Genomic DNA, 17,298 nt, shown 5'->3' on the forward strand with positions numbered 1-17,298 from the left:
GCACCGTGTTCGAACTCCGCCTGCTCGCGCCGGAAGATCGCGTCGAAACCGTCAGCGATGCGCTCGAGGCGCTCGACGCGCTGAGCGTTTCGGTCGAGGACGCGGATGCCCAGACCGATGCCGAGCAGGCCCTGTTCGGCGAGCCGGGCATGCCGCCGCCCAAGGGAGGCTGGCAGCGCTCCCGGGTGATCGCCTTGTTTGCCGCCGAGGCGCAGGCGCGGGAGGCTGCTGCGGTGCTGGCCGCGCAGGACTTCTTTGTGGATTGCGAGGTGCTTGGATTGACCGAGGTGCCCGAGCAGGACTGGGTGCGGCTGACACAGTCCCAGTTCGCACCGGTCGAAATCACCCCCGAGTTCTGGATCGTGCCCACCTGGCACGAACCGCCGGCGCAAGCGCAGCAGGTCATCCGGCTGGACCCGGGTCTTGCCTTCGGCACCGGCACGCACCCGACCACGCGCATGTGCCTGCGCTGGATCGCAACGCGCGGGGAGCTCCGTGGGAAGCGCGTGCTCGACTACGGTTGCGGCTCCGGCATCCTGGCGATCGGCGCGGCCAAGTTCGGCGCGACCGACATCGACGCCGTCGACATCGACGAAGCCGCCGTGGATTCGACGCGGCTCAACGCTGAGGCGAACGAGGTGCAACTGAAGGCCGGCCTGTCCGACTTGGCAACTGGCCGCTACGACATCGTGCTCGCCAACATCCTCGCCACGCCGCTGAAGGTGCTTGCGCCTTTGCTGTGCGAGCACGTCGCAGCGGGCGGTTCGCTGGTGCTGGCGGGCATCCTCGAGCGCCAGGCCGACGAACTGAAGCTCGCCTATGCGCCCTATGCAGCGCTGGAAGTGAGCGACAGCGAGGACGGCTGGATTCTGATGACCGCGGCCCTCTAGATCGTCCTCGACGCTGGAGGTCGACCCTACAATCGGCGCCTCATGAGCCTGGTCACTCGCTGCCCCGCCTGCGCCACCACTTTCAAGGTGGTGAGGGACCAGCTTCGCATCTCCGACGGGTGGGTGCGCTGCGGCCGGTGCAGCGAGGTGTTCGACGCGACCGTCGATCTGCGTGAAGCGCCCGATTCGGCGCCTGGACCCGCGGCAGTCGCACCGACGTCGGCGCCCGACGAAGGCACCAGCAGCGTGCCGCCCGACGCCGATCCGCCGATCGAAACTGAGCTGGACGAAGTGGCAGAGTGGCCCGCAGACGAGGAACCCGTGCGGAACCTCGAGGAGGCGGACTTCCTCGACGACGAACAAGAGATCGAACCACCGGTCGCCGAGCCGCCCGTCGCCGTGCCGCCGCCGCCGCCGCCTGCGTCCAAGATCTCGGCGCCATCCGATCCGCTGTCGTTCGCTGTCGGCGTCGTTGCGGACGAGCCCTGGCCCCAGCGCTCGCAGCCGATGCGTGCAGCCGAAGCGCAAGTGATTCCGCCCTATCCCTCGCTTCCGCCATTCCCGAACATCGATCTGAACCTGCCGGCCGCCCCGCCCATCGGCCGCGAGCCGCCACCGCCACGGCCGTCGCCGCCACCTCCGCCGGCGGCTGAAGAAGACACCGGCAACGCGCAACTGCAGAAGGCGCTGCGCCGTGCGCGTGCCAAGTCCGCCAAGATCGCCAGGGCGAAGGCGCGCGGAGAAGAGCGGGCGGCGCGCGAATCGGCGCCCGTGGTGCTGGCCGCCAGCGAGCCTGAGCCTGCTATCGAGCTCGCTCGGCGCAGCCCTCGGTTTTTGGGCGCCGCCGCCGAGGGATCGGCATTCTGGCAGCGGCCAGCGGTGCGGCGCTCCCTGATCGTCGTGGCCGTGCTGGCTGCGCTTCTTCTGCTCATGCAGGTATTGCATCAGGAGCGCGACCTCATCGCCGCTCGCCAGCCGGGGCTGCGTCCCGCGCTCGCGGCGCTGTGCAGCCTGACGGGCTGCGAGCTCTCGGCGCTGCGCCAGATCGGCGACATCACGATCGATGGCGCCTCCTTCGCGCGCGAGAAAAGCGGCGATGCCTACCGCCTCAGCTTCACCTTGCGCAATGCCGCCACCGTGCCGCTCGCGATGCCCGCGGTCGAGTTGTCCTTGCTCGACATGCAGGAGCGTGCCGTGATCCGGCGCGTGCTCATGCCGGCCGAGTTCGGCGCGCCGCCCGTCCTGCCGGCCCGTGCCGAGCGCGCGGCGTCGTTGCCGCTGGCGCTGACCGGGCCCGAGGCCGCGGCACTGGCGCCGATCGCAGGCTACCGGGTGCTGGCCTTCTATCCTTGAGTCGCGCGCTCTTTTCTTTTTTCAATCAACCAACGGTTCATCCATGGCAGCAGTGATTTGCGGTTCCCTCGCGTTCGACACCATCATGACTTTCGAGGGACGGTTCGCCGATCAGATCCTTCCGGACCAGTTGCACATCCTCAACGTGTCCTTTCTCGTGCCCGGCCTCAGGCGCGACTTCGGCGGTTGTGCGGGCAACATCGCCTACAGTCTCAACGCGCTAGGTGGCACCGCACTGCCGATGGCGACGGTCGGCAGCGACGGCGTCGATTACCTGGAGCGGCTGCGAACGCTGGGCATCAGCACCGAGTTCGTGCGGCAGGTGGACGACAGCTTCACCGCGCAGGCCATGATCATGAACGACCGCGACAACAACCAGATCACGGCCTTCCACCCGGGCGCGATGCAGCAGGCGCACATCACGCGCATCGCGGCGCGCGAGGACATCCGGCTCGGCATCATCGCGCCCGACGGCCGCGAGGCGATGCTGCAGCATGCCGAGCAGCTCAAGGCTGCGGACATCCCTTTCGTGTTCGATCCCGGCCAGGGCCTGCCGATGTTCGACGGCAAGGAACTCGCGCATTTCGTCGACTTGGCCAGCTGGGTGGTGGTCAACGACTACGAGGGAAAGATGCTCTCGCAGCGCACGGGCTGGAGCCTTGCTGAGATCTCGAAGCGTGTGCGCGGACTGGTCGTGACGCTGGCCGCCGAAGGCTGCGAAGTGTGGACCGAAGGCGAGCGCGAGCACGTGCCCGGCGTGAAGCCGACGGCCGTGGTCGAGCCGACGGGTTGCGGTGATGCATGGCGCGGCGCGCTGCTGTTCGGGCTGGAGCAGGGCTGGCCGCTCGCGCGTTGCGCTGCGTTGGGCAACCGCATCGGCGCGCTCAAGATCGCGCAACGCGGGCCGCAGAATTACCAGGTGGATCGGAAGGCGCTCGGCCTCTGAGCCCATAAAAAAGCCCAGCACCTGTCTTCGGTGCCGGGCCAACCATAAAAAAGCCCAGCACCTTGCGGTGCCGGGCTTTGTGCCTTCAAGGCCGTTGAACGACTCAGGGCTTGCTGGCCGTCGGAAACGGCCAGGCTGCCTGGGGGTTCAGCGTCGTTTGCGCTGCAGGAGCAGGCGCTACGGCTGCCTTGGCGGGCGCTTTCGCGGCCTTCTTGGCAGCAGGCTTTTTCGCTGCTTTCTTGGCAGCAGGCTTCTTGGCTGCAGCCTTTTTCGCAGGCGCTTTCTTGGCAGGCGCCTTTTTCGCGGCGGCCTTCTTCGCCGGCGCCTTCTTCGCTGCTGCCTTCTTCGCAGGAGCCTTCTTCGCGGCGGCCTTCTTCGCCGGCGCCTTCTTCGCTGCTACCTTCTTGGCAGGAGCCTTCTTCGCAGCGGCCTTCTTCGCCGGTGCCTTCTTGGCTGCTACCTTCTTCGCAGGAGCCTTCTTCGCTACGACCTTCTTGGCCGGTGCCTTCTTGGCGGCGACCTTCTTAGCCGGAGCCTTCTTTGCAGCGGCTTTCTTGGCCGGCGCTTTCTTTGCAGTTGCCATTTCTATTTTCTCCTTGATCAAGTTGAAAAAATCAACCTTTTGAAGCACTCCACGCATGTTGGTAGCGTGAAGCGATTCATGGCGTTGGAGCAAGCCCCAGCACCATGAACACCTGAGCTTTTCACCGCCGCACTCTTCGGTGCGTGTAGCCGGCGAAAGCAATTCTTGAACTCACTTTATTTGTCGGAACGATTCAATCCCAGGAGAGCGCACCACCCGACTGATACTCGATCACGCGGGTTTCGAAGAAGTTGCGCTCCTTCTTCAGGTCAATCATTTCGCTCATCCAGGGGAACGGGTTTTCCTCGTTCGGGAAGAGCGTTTCCAGGCCGATCTGCTGCGCGCGCCGGTTGGCGATGTAGCGCAGGTAGCCCTTGAACATGGAGGCATTCATGCCGAGCACGCCGCGAGGCATGGTGTCTTCGGCGTATCGGTACTCGAGCTCGACGGCCTTCAGGAAGAGGGCCTTGATCTCGGCCTTGAACTCTGCGGTCCAGAGGTGTGGGTTCTCGAGTTTCAGCTGGTTGATCAGGTCGATGCCGAAGTTGCAGTGCATCGACTCGTCGCGCAGGATGTACTGGTACTGCTCCGCGGCGCCGGTCATCTTGTTCTGGCGGCCCAGCGCGAGGATCTGGGTGAAGCCGACGTAGAAGAACAGCCCCTCCATCAGGCAGGCGAAGACGATCAGCGACTTGAGCAGGGTCTGGTCGTTCTCGTGCGTGCCGGTGTGGAAGTGCGGGTCGCTGATGGCTTCGATGAAGGGGATCAGGAACTGGTCCTTCTCGCGGATCGACGGCACCTCGTTGTAGGCGTTGAAGATCTCGCTCTCATCCAGGCCGAGCGACTCGACGATGTACTGGTAGGCGTGCGTGTGGATCGCTTCCTCGAAGGCCTGGCGCAGCAGGAACTGGCGGCACTCGGGGGCCGTGATGTGGCGGTAGGTGCCCAGCACGATGTTGTTGGCGGCCAGCGAATCGGCGGTCACGAAGAAGCCGAGGTTGCGCTTGACGATGCGGCGCTCGTCTTCGGTCAGGCCGTTCGGGTCTTTCCAGAGCGCGATGTCGCGCGTCATGTTCACTTCCTGCGGCATCCAGTGATTGGCGCAGGTGGCGAGGTACTTCTCCCAGGCCCACTTGTACTTGAACGGAACCAACTGGTTGACGTCGGTCTGGCCGTTGATGATGCGCTTGTCGGCGGCCTTCACGCGGCGCGTGGCCTGCGCTTGCGGCATGGAAGCCGGAGCAGGCCGCAGTGCGGCGCCATCATCGAGTGTGCGGAAGGTCGGGGCGATAGGCGCAATTTGCGAAGTCGGGAACTCCGACGAGCGACCGACGGTCGCGTCGTTGTTTGATGAGTGCCGCAATCCTTGTTGCAGATCCTTTGGCAAGGAGGGCTTGACTTCTTCGTCCCAGGTCAACATAGAAAAATCCAATGCTCAAATTATGTGAGCAACGATGTGAGTTGCAAAGTGCTGCTTCACATCGCGCTCCAATTATGTTGCCGTTATGTTGTTCGCATGCATCGCCATTTGTCAGGCGATGCCGCGAATCACGGCAACTTCACGCTGACATCACTGGCACGCTTCGCACGTCGGATCGTCGACGCCGCAGAACGCGATGTCGGTCGCCGGCATCGCACTCAGCTGCGCTTGCGCTGCGAGCGCAGCCGCTTCGAGCGCGCTCATGCCCGACGAAGATGCGTCGCCACTGCCATTGCTTCCCGAGGACACCGCGTTGAGCCGGCCCGATTGCACCGTCGATTTCTCGGCGTGCGTCGCGCTCTGCGTGCGCAGGTAGTAAGTGGTCTTCAGGCCGCGCAGCCACGCGAGCTTGTAGGTGTCGTCGAGCTTCTTGCCCGACGCGCCGGCCATGTAGATGTTGAGCGACTGCGCCTGGTCGATCCACTTCTGGCGACGCGCGGCGGCTTCCACCAGCCAGGTGGTTTCGACCTCGAACGCGGTGGCATAGAGCGCCTTGACGTCCTGCGGTACGCGGTCGATCGGGCGCAGCGAGCCGTCGAAGTGCTTGAGGTCCATCACCATCACGTCGTCCCACAAGCCCAGGCGCTTGAGGTCTCGCACCAGGTAGTGGTTGATGACGGTGAACTCGCCGGAGAGGTTCGACTTGACCGACAGGTTGCCGAAGCAGGGCTCGATCGAGGCGTCGACGCCGATGATGTTCGAGATGGTCGCCGTCGGCGCGATGGCGACGCAGTTCGAGTTGCGCATGCCGTCGGCCTTGATCTTCTGGCGCAGCGCATTCCAGTCGAGCGTGGACGAGCGGTCGACGTCGACGTAGCCGCCGCGCGCCTTCTCCAGCAGGTCGAGCGTGTCCGGCGGAAGCACTCCCTTGTCCCACAGCGAGCCCTTGTAGCTCGAATACTTGCCGCGCTCGCGCGCCAGTTCGGTCGAGGCCCAGTAGGCGTGGTAGCAGATCGCTTCCATCGACTCGTCGGCGAACTGCACCGCTTCCTGCGAGGCGTAGGGAATGCGCAGCTCGTACAGCGCGTCCTGGAAACCCATCACGCCGAGGCCGACCGGGCGATGGCGCAGGTTGGAGTCGCGCGCCTTCTTGACCGCGTAGTAGTTGATGTCGATCACGTTGTCGAGCATGCGCATCGCGGTCGAGATCGTGCGTTGGAGCTTTTCCTGGTCGACCTTGCCGTCCTTCAGATGCTGCAGCAGGTTGACCGAGCCGAGGTTGCAGACCGCGGTTTCGGTGTCGCTGGTGTTGAGCGTGATCTCGGTGCACAGGTTGGACGAATGGACCACGCCGGCATGCTGCTGGGGCGAGCGCACGTTGCAGGCATCCTTGAAGGTGATCCACGGATGCCCGGTCTCGAACAGCATCGTGAGCATCTTGCGCCAGAGATCGGTGGCCTGGACCGTGCGGCTCGGCTTGATCTCGCCGCGCGCGGCCTTCTCTTCGTAGGCGACGTATGCGGTCTCGAAGTCGGTGCCGAACTTGTCGTGCAGGTCGGGCACGTTGGAGGGCGAGAACAGCGTCCAGCTGCCCTTTTCCATCACGCGGCGCATGAACAGGTCGGGAATCCAGTTCGCCGTGTTCATGTCGTGCGTGCGGCGGCGGTCGTCGCCGGTGTTCTTGCGCAGTTCGAGGAACTCCTCGATGTCGAGGTGCCAGCTTTCCAGGTAGGTGCAGACCGCGCCCTTGCGCTTGCCGCCCTGGTTGACCGCCACCGCGGTGTCGTTCACCACCTTGAGGAAGGGCACCACGCCCTGCGACTCGCCGTTGGTGCCCTTGATGTGGCTGCCGAGCGCGCGCACACGGGTCCAGTCGTTGCCCAGGCCGCCCGCGAACTTGGACAGCAGGGCGTTTTCCTTGATCGACTCGTAGATGCCGTCGAGGTCGTCGGGCACCGTGGTCAGGTAGCAGCTCGAGAGCTGCGAGCGCAGCGTGCCGCTGTTGAACAGGGTGGGCGTGCTCGACATGAAGTCGAAGGAGGACAGCACTTCGTAGAACTCGATCGCGCGGGCTTCGCGGTCGATTTCGTTGAGGGCCAGCCCCATCGCCACGCGCATGAAGAAAGCCTGCGGCAGTTCGATGCGGGTCTTGCGCACGTGCAGGAAGTAGCGGTCGTAGAGGGTCTGCAGGCCGAGGTAGTCGAACTGCAGGTCGCGCTGGGGCTTGAGCGCGGCGCCGAGGCGGTTCAGGTCGTACTGCAGCAGCTTCTCGTCGAGCAGCTCGTTGTCGACGCCCTTCTTGACGAACTGCGGGAAGTAGTCGGCGTAGGCCTGGGCACGTTCGGCCGGCATCACCTCGCGGCCGATGATCTCCTTGAAGATCGTGTGCAGCAGCAGGCGCGCGGTGGCGAAGGTGTAGTCGGGGTCCTTCTCGATCAGCGTGCGAGCCGCCAGGATCGACGCCTTGTAGACCTCGTCGAGCGGCACGCCGTCGTAGAGGTTGCGCATCGTTTCGGCCACGATCGGGCCGGCCGTGATGCTGTCGCCCAGGCCTTCGCAGGCGGATTCGATCAGGCCCTTGAGTTCGTTGAGGTCGAGCGCGACGCGCTCGCCGCGGTCGAGCACGTGCAGCGTCGAAACGGCGATCTGCGCGTCCTGTTCGCCCGACTTCGAGCGTTCCTGCGAGCGGCGCTCGCGGTACAGCACGTAGGCGCGCGCGATCTCGTGGTGGCCGCCGCGCATCAGGCCGAGTTCGACCTGGTCCTGCACGTCTTCGATGTGGAAGGTGCCGCCGCCCGGACGCGAGCGCACCATAGCGCGGACCACGCCCTGGGTCAGGTTGTCGACCGTCTCGCGCACGCTGGCGGAAGCCGCGCCCTGGGTGCCGTGCACCGCGAGGAAGGCCTTCATCATCGCGATCGCGATCTTGTTGGGCTCGAAGGGCACGACCGCGCCGTTGCGGCGAATGATCTGGTAGTGGGCGAGCGCGTTGCCGGCGGGCGAGCCTGCAACATCGTTTTTTTGCGGCGTCGAGGGTACGGCGCGAGGTGTGGCGGGGGTGTTCAGGGCAGTTTGCATTCGTTCCTCTGTTGGCAATTCTTGTTGGGGCGGTGGTGCCGCTTGTGGCCGGTTGCTCGGCATGAAGCACGGGGCAGGGCACACTATATCTAGGGTCTCGCGGGTCCACAACCCACTAGATGTAGTGTTTTCCCAATGGTTCAAGGAACAAGTTCACAGCGAAGAGCTCTCAGATGAAGAGCTATGCCGCGCCGTTGCTGACCCACCTTAGCGCCTGCCGCTGTCCATGGGCCTTGCAGGCGTTTTTGGGCCTGAAAGGCGCATGGTTGCTGCGCCGCCGGGGTTGCGCGATCGGCGTTGTTGCGCTGCATCCGCTGCGCATCGCGGGATGCATCGCGATTGAAAAATTTCAGCGCACCGCGACGACGTCGGGGAACATCGCGCGGTCCCAGCCCAGTTGCTCCTGCAGCAGGCGCCAGTCGAAGCCGCTGCCTGGGTCCGCCTTGCGCCCCGGCGCAATATGTTCATGGCCCGCGATGAACGCGATCGCATGGCGCTGCGCGAGCGCCGGGCAAAGGCTCGCGAGGGTCTCGTACTGGGCGGGCTCGAAGCCTTCGCCCTCCAGGCCTTCGAGCTCGATGCCGATCGAGTCGTCGTTGCAGTTGGCGCGGCCGCGCCACGATGAAGGACCGGCATGCCAGGCGCGGTCGTCGCAACTCACGAACTGCCACAGCTCGCCGCTGCGGCGCACATAGAAATGGGCCGAGACCTCGATGCCGCGGATGGTCTGGAAGTAGGGATGCGCATCCCAGTCCAGCTGGTTCGTGAAAAGCTGCTGGACCTCGTCGCCGCCATAGCGTCCCGGCGGCAGGCTGATCGAATGCAGCACGATCAGATCGATCTGCGCGCCCTCGGGGCGCGGCCCGAAATTCGGCGAGCGCAGTTGCCGGGCGAAGCGGTACCAGCCGGCCTGCCAGAGGCCTGCGTTGTCTTCAGTCGTCGGCACCGTTGCCATTCGCCTCGTCGCCGCTGGGGGTCGCGATGCCCAGGCGCGCGATCCGGTAGCGAATCTGCCTGAGGCTCAGGCCGAGCCGCGCCGCGGCAGCGGTCCGGTTGAAGCCGCTCTCCTGCAGCGCACGCACGAGGATCTCGCGCTCCTGCTGGTCGAGATAACTCTGCAGGTCGCTCGGTACCGCGGGTGCCGGCTTTGCTTCGGAGGGCGCTGCTGTCGTGCTGGCTGCGGGCTGCTGTTCCGGAGTTGCCGGCGCCGGGGCCACAGGCAGTGCCATGCTGGCGCTGCCCACGAAATCGAGATGGAGCACGTCGCCATCGCTCAAGGCCACGGCGCGATGCAAAAGGTTTTCGAGCTCACGCACGTTGCCGTGCAGCGGATGCTCCGCGAGGCGCTGCAGCACCTCGGGCGAAAGAACGGGCACCGGCATGCCGGCATCGCGCGCGATGCGTGCGAGCAGGGCCTCGCAGAGTGCGGGCAGGTCTTCGCGCCGCTCGCGCAAGGCCGGCACCGCGATCTCGATCACGTTGAGGCGATAGAACAGGTCCTGGCGGAAGCGGCCGGCTTGCACCTCGGCCTGCAGATCCTTGTGGGTCGCGCTCACGATGCGCACGTCGACCGCGTCTTCCTGGGTCGAACCGATGGGGCGCACGCTGCGCTCCTGGATCGCGCGCAGCAACTTGGATTGCATCGGAAGCGGCAGGTCGCCGATCTCGTCCAGGAACAGCGTGCCGCCGCGGGCGGCCTGGAAGTAGCCGTCGCGGTCCTGCGAGGAGCCGGTGTAGGAGCCTTTTCTCGCACCGAAGAATTCGGCCTCGAGCAGATTCTCGGGAATCGCGCCGCAGTTGACGGCGACGAAAGGGCCGTCGCTGCGCTGGCTGCAGGCATGCACCGCGCGTGCCACCAGTTCCTTGCCGGTGCCGGACTCGCCGCGCACCAGCACCGGCGCCATGCCGCGCGCCACCTTGGCGATGCGGGTCTTGACGAGGCGCATCGGCTCGGAAGCGCCAACCAGCCGTTCGAGCGCAGCCAAGCCGACGTTGCTGGTCGTCGCCGCGACCTTGCTGCTGCCCTCGTCGGCCTGGCGCATGGGCCGTGCAGGCGCCGCCTGGGCCTGCACGGCAGAGGCGACGACGGCGCGGAACTGCTTGAGGTCCACCGGCTTGGTGAGGTAGTCGAAGGCGCCGGCCTTGAGGGCCTCGACCGCGTTCTCGGCCGAGCCGTAGGCCGTCATCACCACGCAGCGCTCGCTGCGCTGGTCCTGCTGGATGCGCTGCAGGATCTCCATGCCGAGCCCGTCGGGCAGGCGCATGTCGGTGATCACGGCATCGAAGCGGCCCGCGTCCAGGTGCTCGCGGGCTTCCGACACGCTGCCGGCCGCCTCGACCCGGTAGCCCTCGCGCAGCAGCGTGAGTTCATAGAGCGTGCGCAGGTCGGGCTCGTCGTCGACGACCAGGATCTGGGCAGGGGGGCGAGGTGCTGAGGAGGTGGGGGTGCTCACGGCGCTATTGTGTCAGCCGGGTCTCGCCCGCAGCGAAGGAGACGAAGAATTCGTTGCCTTCCGGCCCCGCGGCGTAAAGGGCGCGGCGCTCGTAGCCGATCGTCGCGCCGTGCCGCTCGCACAGCTCGCGGCAGAGGAAGAGGCCGAGGCCGCTGGAGCGGCTTTCGGAGGAGAAGAAGGGTTCGAACAGATGGCGCTGCACCGCAGGTTCGAGCGGTGCGCCGTCGCTCCACACCTGCAGGCTGGCGCGGCCGGCCGCGTTCTGGCGCGTCGTCACCTGGATCGAGCCTTCGCGATCGCCGGCATAGCGCGCGGCGTTGTCGAGCAGGTTCACGAGGATACGCCGCAGATGTTCGATGTCGAAGCGCACCACGCTGCCGGCCGCTTCGAGAACCAGCAGCACGCCCTGGCGCTGCGAGTGCCGCACCCACTCCTCGGCGAGCGTGCGCACGGTCGAATCGAGGGCCAGCTGTTCGCCCAGCGGCAGCACCCGCTGCTGGCGGGCCCGCGCGACATCGAGCACTTCGTCGACGATGCGCGAGAGCCGCTGTGCGTTCTGCTGCACCATCGTCGTCAATTGGCGGTGCGCCGGGTCGACCAGGTCCTCGCCCAGCAGCGCGCTGGCCTGGGTGATGGCGGCCAGCGGGTTGCGGATCTCGTGCGCGACGGCCGCCGACATGCGGCCCATGGCCGCCAGCTTCTCGGTGCGGATGCGCGCCTGGAGCTCGCGCAGGTCCTGCAGGAACATCACGCACAGGCTCTCGGTGTGGCGGTCGGTGCCCGGCGTGAGCCGCGTGCGGACCCGCACTTCGCGCGGCGCGCCCTGCGCCTGCGCGACCGGAATTTCCTTCGATTGCGGCGTGCGCCGCGCGAAGGTCTGGCGCGCAATCGCGGCCAGGGCGGCCCAGGCCGGATAGGTGCTCAGCGCGAAGGGCAGTGCGAGTTCTGCCAGCCCCTGCCCGAGAATCGCGTTGGCGGCGGGGTTGGCGGCATGCACCTGCCCTCGTTCGTCGATCACGAGCACGCCTTCGCTGAGGGTCTCGATCACGAGGTCGTTCACCAGCGCGTGCATCTGGGCGGTGCTTCGATTGCGCTGCGCCAGCGCTTCTTCGCGCGTGAGCCGCCGCGCCAGCTCGTGCGCGAGCAGCGCCACCACGAACAGGCCGGTGCCGGTCAGCGCCGCCTGCACGAAACGCGGCGATGCGTCGCCCGGCTGCTGCAGCCAGTACCAGCCCGCATGCACCAGCAGCAGCAGCGTGACGGCCGCGGTGGTGCCCAGGCCCACCATGCCCGAGCCCAGCACCGCGCCCATCAGCACCGGCAAGGCAAAGAGCGGCGTGTAGTTGATGCTGCCGATCTGCAGCAGTTGCAGCGTGGTGAAGGTGATCAGGTCGATGCCGATGGTCGAAAGCCAGGCGGCGCCGAAGCCGCGCACCGGCAGCTGGAAGAGCGCATAGCGTGCCGCCAGCAAGGCCGCCCCCAGGTAGCCGACGGACAGCGCGATCGCCGCCGGCTCCAGCGGCTGCCCGAGCGCGAAGGTCACCGCCTGCAACAGCAGCAGCACGACGGCGACGAAGCAGCGCGCGGTCATGAAGCCGCGCCACAGGCGCAGCAGCGCCGAGCTTTCGCGGCCGAACTGATCGAGCAGGCTCCAGTCCGTCGCCGGCTCGCCACGCGACCAGAGGAAAGTGCTCATCGGCAATGCGCCTCAGTGCGCAGCCGCCTGGCGGTGCGCAGCGCTGCAATACACCGCGCCGTCGGGTCCGCTGATGGCATCCGCTGCCGGCAGATGCAGCCCGCAATGGGCGCAGCGCACCATGGCCTGCGGCGCCCCGACGGCCGGCGTGGCGGGCGGCGGCGGGCGCGAGCGCATCTCGTCGCGCCGATTCTTGCGCCAGAGCCAGATCGCCACGAAGACCACGGCGAGGACGAGAAGGTATTTCATGGTGTCGCGCGCGCCAGCACCACTTCGAGCACGAAGCGCGATCCGACGTAGGCCAGGAGCAGCAGGGCGGAGCCCGCGTAGAGCACGCGCCGGGCCGTGCGGCCGCGCCAGCCGAAGCGAGCGCGCCCGATCAGCAGCACCGCGAAACTGAGCCAGGCCAGCACCGAGAACACGGTCTTGTGGTCCCATTTCCAGGCCCGCGCACTGGCGCCGTACAGCGTCTCGCTGAACAGCAGGCCGGCGAGCAGCGTGGCCGACAGCAGCACGAAGCCGGCGGTGACGAAGCGGAAGGTGAGGCGCTCCATCGTCAGCAGCGGCACACCGCCCTGCGGCTCGGCCGCGAGCCGGATCTGCTTTTCGGCACGGGTCATGAGCCAGGCATGCACCACCGCCGCGGCGAACAGGCCGTACGAGGCGATGCCGAGCGCCAGGTGCAGCGGCAGCCAGGGCGAGGCCGACACATGCAGCGGCGTGCCGGGGAACAGCACGGCGAGCAGCACCGCCGCGGCGCCCAGCGCCGCAAGCACGCGCCGCACCTTGAGCTGCGGGTACATGCGGCTTTCGATCGCGTAGACCGTCAGCACCAGCCAGGCCGTGACCGACAGCGCCGGCGCGAAGCCGAAGCGCGGATCGCCGCCGACCAGCCCGACGCCCAGTGCGCAGGCGTGCAGCATCCAGGCCAGCCCGAGCAGCCATTGCATGGAGGGGCGGCCCAGCCACGAAGAGGCAGCGGCGGTCGTGCCATAGGCGGCGGCGGTGGCGATGCCCAGCGCCACGCCGAGTGGGGAGGGGATCGCTAAAATCATCGGTCGGAGTTTAGCGTCTCGCCTTGGCGAGGCGCCTCTCGCTCCCGTCTATATACCGGTCCCGCCGAGCGGGAAGCACCATGGCCACCGCCCTCACCGAAAAATTCTCCCGCCTCGTCAAGCAGGTCAGCGGCCAGGCCCGCATCACCGAAAGCAATGTGCAGGACATGCTGCGTGAAGTGCGCATGGCTTTGCTCGAAGCCGACGTCGCTCTGCCCGTGGTGCGCGATTTCGTCGCCCGCGTGAAAGAAAAAGCGCTTGGCCAGGAGGTGCTCGGCTCGCTGAAACCCGGCCAGGCGCTGGTCGGCATCGTCAACCGCGAACTCGCCGCGACCATGGGCGAAGGCGTGGCCGACATCAACCTGGTGGCCCAGCCGCCGGCCGTGATCCTGATGGCTGGCCTGCAGGGCGCCGGCAAGACCACCACCACCGCCAAACTGGCCAAGCACCTGATCGAAAAGCGCAAGAAGAAGGTGCTGACCGTGTCGGGCGACGTCTACCGTCCGGCAGCCATCGAGCAGCTCAAGACGGTCACGAAGCAGGCCGGGGCCGAATGGTTCCCGAGCACGCCCGACCAGAAGCCGCTCGACATCGCACGCGCCGCGCTCGACCATGCCAAGCGCCATTTCTTCGACGTGCTGCTGGTCGACACGGCCGGCCGTCTCGCGATCGACGAGGTGCTGATGACCGAGATCCAGCAGCTGCACACCGCACTGAACCCGGTCGAAACCCTGTTCGTGGTCGATGCGATGCAAGGCCAGGATGCGATCAATACGGCCAAGGCCTTCAAGGAAGCGCTGCCGCTGACCGGCATCATCCTGACCAAGACCGACGGCGATTCGCGCGGCGGCGCGGCGCTGTCGGTGCGGCAGGTGACGGGCGTGCCGATCAAGTTCGCCGGTGTCAGCGAGAAGATCGACGGGCTGGAGGTGTTCGATGCCGAGCGCCATGCCGGACGCATCCTCGGCATGGGCGACATCGTCGCGCTGGTCGAGCAGGTCACGGCCGGCGTTGACGTCGCGGCCGCGCAGAAGCTGGCGGCCAAGGTCAAGAGCGGCGCCGGCTTCGATCTCAACGACTTCCTCGGCCAGCTGCAGCAGATGAAGCAGATGGGTGGCCTCTCCAGCATCATGGACAAGCTGCCCGCGCAGATGGCGGCCAAGGCCACCGAGGCCGACATGACGCGCGCCGAGCGCGACATCCGGCGCAAGGAAGGGATCATCAACAGCATGACGCCGCTGGAACGGCGCAAACCCGAGCTGCTCAAGGCCACGCGCAAGCGCCGCATCGCGGCCGGCGCCGGTGTGCAGGTTCAGGAAGTGAACCGGCTGCTCAACGAGTTCGAGCAGATGCAAGGGATGATGAAGAAGATGAAGGGCGGCGGCCTCATGAAGATGATGAAGCGTATGGGCGGCATGAAGGGGATGCCCGGAATGGGCGGAGGCGGGATGCCGCGCTTCTGACCGCAATAAAAAAAGCCCGCTGACAGCGGGCTTTTTTATGGCGAGATCAGCGCGTCACACGCGTGCCAGTCTTACTGCATGCATCCACGCCCTGCGCAGCACGGCCGGCGAGCGCGACTCTTCGGGAATCAGCAGGAAGCCGCGATCGCGCAGTGAGTTGCCCAGCGCAATCTGGCTGGTCAGCACGGTCAGCGGGATCGCCAGCAGCAGCGGCAGGCCGACCGGCATCAGCCAGGCCAGCGCACCGGCGTCGATCAGCGCGATACCGACCGCCAGCGCCGCGATCACCAGGGTCATCGGCGCCAGCTGGGCGGCGGCGATGCGCCACGGCACAGCGGCCGCTTCGCGCGGAGGCGACTTCCAGTCCAGCTTGAGGCCGGTGAGCGCCACGATCACGAACAGCGAGTGGGCCAGCATGCGGACCGGCGCTTGCACGATGGCCAGCGCGCTTTCGAGCGCGGCGCTCTTGAGCAGGCTGCCGATGCCGCCGTACTGGCGCTGCTCGCCGCGCATCAGCACGGCCGCGATGCCCAGGATGCGGGGCAGGAACAAGAGGCACAGCGTCCACAGCCAGAGGCCGGCCAGTTCCATCGGCATCACCAGCCAGTGGGCGACCACGCTGGAGCCGGTGAGCCACAGGGCCGTGCCCAGCGTCAGGAAGGCGAGCCACAGCGGTGCCGAGACATAGGCCATGGTGCCGGTGACGAACATCGCGCGGTGCACGGAATGCAGGCCCGGTTCGGCCATCAGGCGCGCGTTCTGCAGGTTGCCCTGGCACCAGCGGCGGTCGCGCTGCAGTTCGGCCAGGAGGTCCGGCGGCTGCTGCTCGTAGCTGCCGACCAGGTCGGCCACCAGCCACACGTGGTAGCCGGCGCGGCGCATCAGCGCGGCCTCGACGAAGTCGTGCGACATGATGCCGCCCGACATGCCGCCGGTGCCCTTGATCGGCGCCAGCGCGCAGTGTTCCATGAAGGGTTCGACGCGGAGGATCGCGTTGTGGCCCCAGTAGTGCGATTCGCCGAGCTGCCAGAACTGCATGCCGAGCGTGAACAGCCGGCCCGTCATGCGCGATGCGAACTGCTGGGCGCGGGCATGCAGCGTGACGTGGCCGATGGCCTGCGTCGCGGTCTGGATGATGCCGGCCGTCGGGTTGGCTTCCATCAGCTTGACCATCGAGGTCAGGCAGTCGCCGCTCATCACGCTGTCGGCATCGAGGACCACCATGTAGCGGTAGTCCTTGCCCCAGCGGCGGCAGAAGTCGGCCACGTTGCCGGCCTTGCGATGGGTGCGGCGCTTGCGCAGGCGGTAGTAGACCTCGACCTGCGGCTGGTTCGGGCTCTCGGCCAGCGCGGCGCGCAGCTCTTCCCAGGCGGCGCGTTCGGCGGCGGCAACCTCGGGCGTGTAGCTGTCGGACAGCACGAACACGTCGAACTGCCGCGCATGGCCGGTCGCGGCCACCGATTCGCAGGTCGCGCGCAGGCCGGCGAACACCGTGGCCACGTCCTCGTTGCAGATCGGCATGATGATCGCCGTGCGCGCTTCCGGATTCATCGGGTGGTCGGCCACCTGCTTGGCCGAGAGCGCGTGCTTGTCGCCGCGCACAGAGACGTAGAAGCCCATCAGCGCGGTCACGAAACCGGTCACGACCCAGCCCGAGAGCAGGCCGTAGAGGGCGATCTGGCTGTACTCGAGCCAGAGATTGTCGTAGTCGGGCTGCACGCGGGCGAACAGCGTCGAGGCGATCAGCGTGCTGAAGACGGTGAGCGCCATGAAGGCCAGGCGCCGCTGCGTGGCGGCACGCTGCCAGGGCTGCTTGGCCGCCCGGGCCGGCGCCGCGCCGCGCGCCGCCTGGGCTGCGCTGCCGGCGCCGAGCTTGACCAGGAGGGCCGTGCCGATGCTGTTCCAGAAGCCGCGCCAGGGGCGGGGCGCCATCGAACCGCGGTTGATCGGGGGCGCCGTCACCGAATTGGGATGGCGCTCTTCGCGGATCGGGCTGCGGTGCGAAAAATCCGCGGCCGTCAGCACTTTCAGTTGGGAGAAATCGTTGGGCTTCATATGCGACTCACCACCGTTGCTTCTGGACGGATGGCGTGTCGCCAATTGCCGGAAAGCGCTTGAACACGCAGTCCGGTGCGGCACCGCCGGCGTTTGCCAGCGCGGCCGCTGAATGACCCGCGGCACGGGGCCGCGAGAGGGAAAACTGCTTTTGACGCAGGCCGTCGCGCTGCGGACGCAGTGCGAAAGATGGGCTGTTGTGTGCTGTCATGCCTCTACAGGGGCAAACCCTGTGCCAGCATGGAAAAACGCTTTCAGATCAAGCGCTTAGATCGCTTCGGTGGCCTTTCGACTGACCGTGAACCC

General features: G+C 66.9%; 13 protein-coding genes. 4 read left to right on the plus strand and 9 right to left on the minus strand.

Going from position 1 to position 17,298, the window contains the following annotated elements:
- Window positions 1–5: 5 nt before the first annotated feature.
- From prmA to BLS74_RS07120, 3 genes are read left to right on the plus strand one after another with little or no spacing between them, the layout of a single operon-like run.
- Window positions 6–890, plus strand: coding sequence for a 50S ribosomal protein L11 methyltransferase (gene prmA, locus BLS74_RS07110; RefSeq protein WP_093104053.1), 885 nt, complete (start codon window positions 6–8; stop codon window positions 888–890).
- 42 nt (window positions 891–932) lie between these two features.
- On the plus strand, window positions 933–2,243 hold the full coding sequence (locus BLS74_RS07115) for a zinc-ribbon and DUF3426 domain-containing protein (protein WP_093104055.1): 1,311 nt from the start codon (window positions 933–935) through the stop codon (window positions 2,241–2,243).
- A gap of 43 nt (window positions 2,244–2,286) precedes the next feature.
- The gene (locus tag BLS74_RS07120) at window positions 2,287–3,189 is read left to right on the plus strand and encodes a carbohydrate kinase family protein (RefSeq protein ID WP_093104056.1); all 903 of its coding nucleotides are present in this window, start codon (window positions 2,287–2,289) and stop codon (window positions 3,187–3,189) included.
- 103 nt (window positions 3,190–3,292) lie between these two features.
- Here the strand turns inward: BLS74_RS07120 and BLS74_RS07125 are convergent, their stop codons facing one another.
- The 8 genes from BLS74_RS07125 to ccsA form a co-directional block, all read right to left on the minus strand.
- Window positions 3,293–3,772 carry a histone H1-like DNA-binding protein gene (locus BLS74_RS07125; protein ID WP_093104058.1) on the minus strand — a complete coding sequence of 160 codons (480 nt, stop codon included), beginning with the start codon at window positions 3,770–3,772 and terminating at the stop codon, window positions 3,293–3,295.
- A 193-nt stretch (window positions 3,773–3,965) separates the two neighbouring features.
- A complete protein-coding gene (locus BLS74_RS07130) occupies window positions 3,966–5,192 on the minus strand; it encodes a ribonucleotide-diphosphate reductase subunit beta (RefSeq protein ID WP_093104059.1) in 1,227 nt (408 codons plus the stop codon).
- 150 nt (window positions 5,193–5,342) lie between these two features.
- Complete coding sequence (locus tag BLS74_RS07135) at window positions 5,343–8,270, minus strand: ribonucleoside-diphosphate reductase subunit alpha (RefSeq protein WP_093104061.1); 2,928 nt, start codon at window positions 8,268–8,270, stop codon at window positions 5,343–5,345.
- A 349-nt stretch (window positions 8,271–8,619) separates the two neighbouring features.
- Window positions 8,620–9,216 carry a 1,6-anhydro-N-acetylmuramyl-L-alanine amidase AmpD gene (ampD, locus tag BLS74_RS07140; protein WP_093104180.1) on the minus strand — a complete coding sequence of 199 codons (597 nt, stop codon included), beginning with the start codon at window positions 9,214–9,216 and terminating at the stop codon, window positions 8,620–8,622.
- The gene (locus BLS74_RS07145) at window positions 9,203–10,723 is read right to left on the minus strand and encodes a sigma-54-dependent transcriptional regulator (RefSeq protein ID WP_093104062.1); all 1,521 of its coding nucleotides are present in this window, start codon (window positions 10,721–10,723) and stop codon (window positions 9,203–9,205) included. The genes ampD and BLS74_RS07145 overlap by 14 nt, the downstream gene beginning before the upstream one ends.
- A 4-nt stretch (window positions 10,724–10,727) precedes the next feature.
- Window positions 10,728–12,419: a two-component system sensor histidine kinase NtrB gene (locus tag BLS74_RS07150; protein WP_093104064.1), complete on the minus strand. Its 1,692-nt coding sequence runs from the start codon at window positions 12,417–12,419 to the stop codon at window positions 10,728–10,730.
- A gap of 12 nt (window positions 12,420–12,431) precedes the next feature.
- On the minus strand, window positions 12,432–12,668 hold the full coding sequence (locus BLS74_RS07155; protein WP_093104065.1) for a PP0621 family protein: 237 nt from the start codon (window positions 12,666–12,668) through the stop codon (window positions 12,432–12,434).
- Entirely contained in the window at window positions 12,665–13,474 is an 810-nt protein-coding gene (gene ccsA / locus BLS74_RS07160) for a cytochrome C assembly family protein (RefSeq protein WP_093104067.1), read from the minus strand. Before ccsA ends, BLS74_RS07155 begins: the two co-directional genes overlap by 4 nt.
- Before the next feature lie 80 nt (window positions 13,475–13,554).
- Between ccsA and ffh the strand changes: the two genes are divergently transcribed.
- Window positions 13,555–14,937: a signal recognition particle protein gene (gene ffh, locus BLS74_RS07165; protein ID WP_093104068.1), complete on the plus strand. Its 1,383-nt coding sequence runs from the start codon at window positions 13,555–13,557 to the stop codon at window positions 14,935–14,937.
- Window positions 14,938–14,991: 54 nt separating this feature from the next.
- On the opposite strand, the gene mdoH is transcribed toward ffh, so the two are convergent.
- Complete coding sequence (gene mdoH, locus BLS74_RS07170) at window positions 14,992–16,992, minus strand: glucans biosynthesis glucosyltransferase MdoH (RefSeq protein ID WP_093104070.1); 2,001 nt, start codon at window positions 16,990–16,992, stop codon at window positions 14,992–14,994.
- Between the last annotated feature and the right edge of the window lie 306 nt (window positions 16,993–17,298).

It is taken from the genome of Variovorax sp. CF079 (assembly GCF_900101545.1).
In the GTDB taxonomy this organism is placed as follows: domain Bacteria; phylum Pseudomonadota; class Gammaproteobacteria; order Burkholderiales; family Burkholderiaceae_C; genus Variovorax.

Coding starts and splice junctions, on each gene's coding strand:
- BLS74_RS07150 (WP_093104064.1), bottom strand. CDS start 12,419: ATGAGCACTTTCCTCTGGTCGCGTGGCGAGCCGGCGACGGACTGGAGC.
- BLS74_RS07125 (WP_093104058.1), bottom strand. CDS start 3,772: ATGGCAACTGCAAAGAAAGCGCCGGCCAAGAAAGCCGCTGCAAAGAAG.
- BLS74_RS07135 (WP_093104061.1), bottom strand. CDS start 8,270: ATGCAAACTGCCCTGAACACCCCCGCCACACCTCGCGCCGTACCCTCG.
- mdoH (WP_093104070.1), bottom strand. CDS start 16,992: ATGAAGCCCAACGATTTCTCCCAACTGAAAGTGCTGACGGCCGCGGAT.
- BLS74_RS07155 (WP_093104065.1), bottom strand. CDS start 12,668: ATGAAATACCTTCTCGTCCTCGCCGTGGTCTTCGTGGCGATCTGGCTC.
- BLS74_RS07130 (WP_093104059.1), bottom strand. CDS start 5,192: ATGTTGACCTGGGACGAAGAAGTCAAGCCCTCCTTGCCAAAGGATCTG.
- BLS74_RS07115 (WP_093104055.1), top strand. CDS start 933: ATGAGCCTGGTCACTCGCTGCCCCGCCTGCGCCACCACTTTCAAGGTG.
- ccsA (WP_093104067.1), bottom strand. CDS start 13,474: ATGATTTTAGCGATCCCCTCCCCACTCGGCGTGGCGCTGGGCATCGCC.
- BLS74_RS07120 (WP_093104056.1), top strand. CDS start 2,287: ATGGCAGCAGTGATTTGCGGTTCCCTCGCGTTCGACACCATCATGACT.
- ffh (WP_093104068.1), top strand. CDS start 13,555: ATGGCCACCGCCCTCACCGAAAAATTCTCCCGCCTCGTCAAGCAGGTC.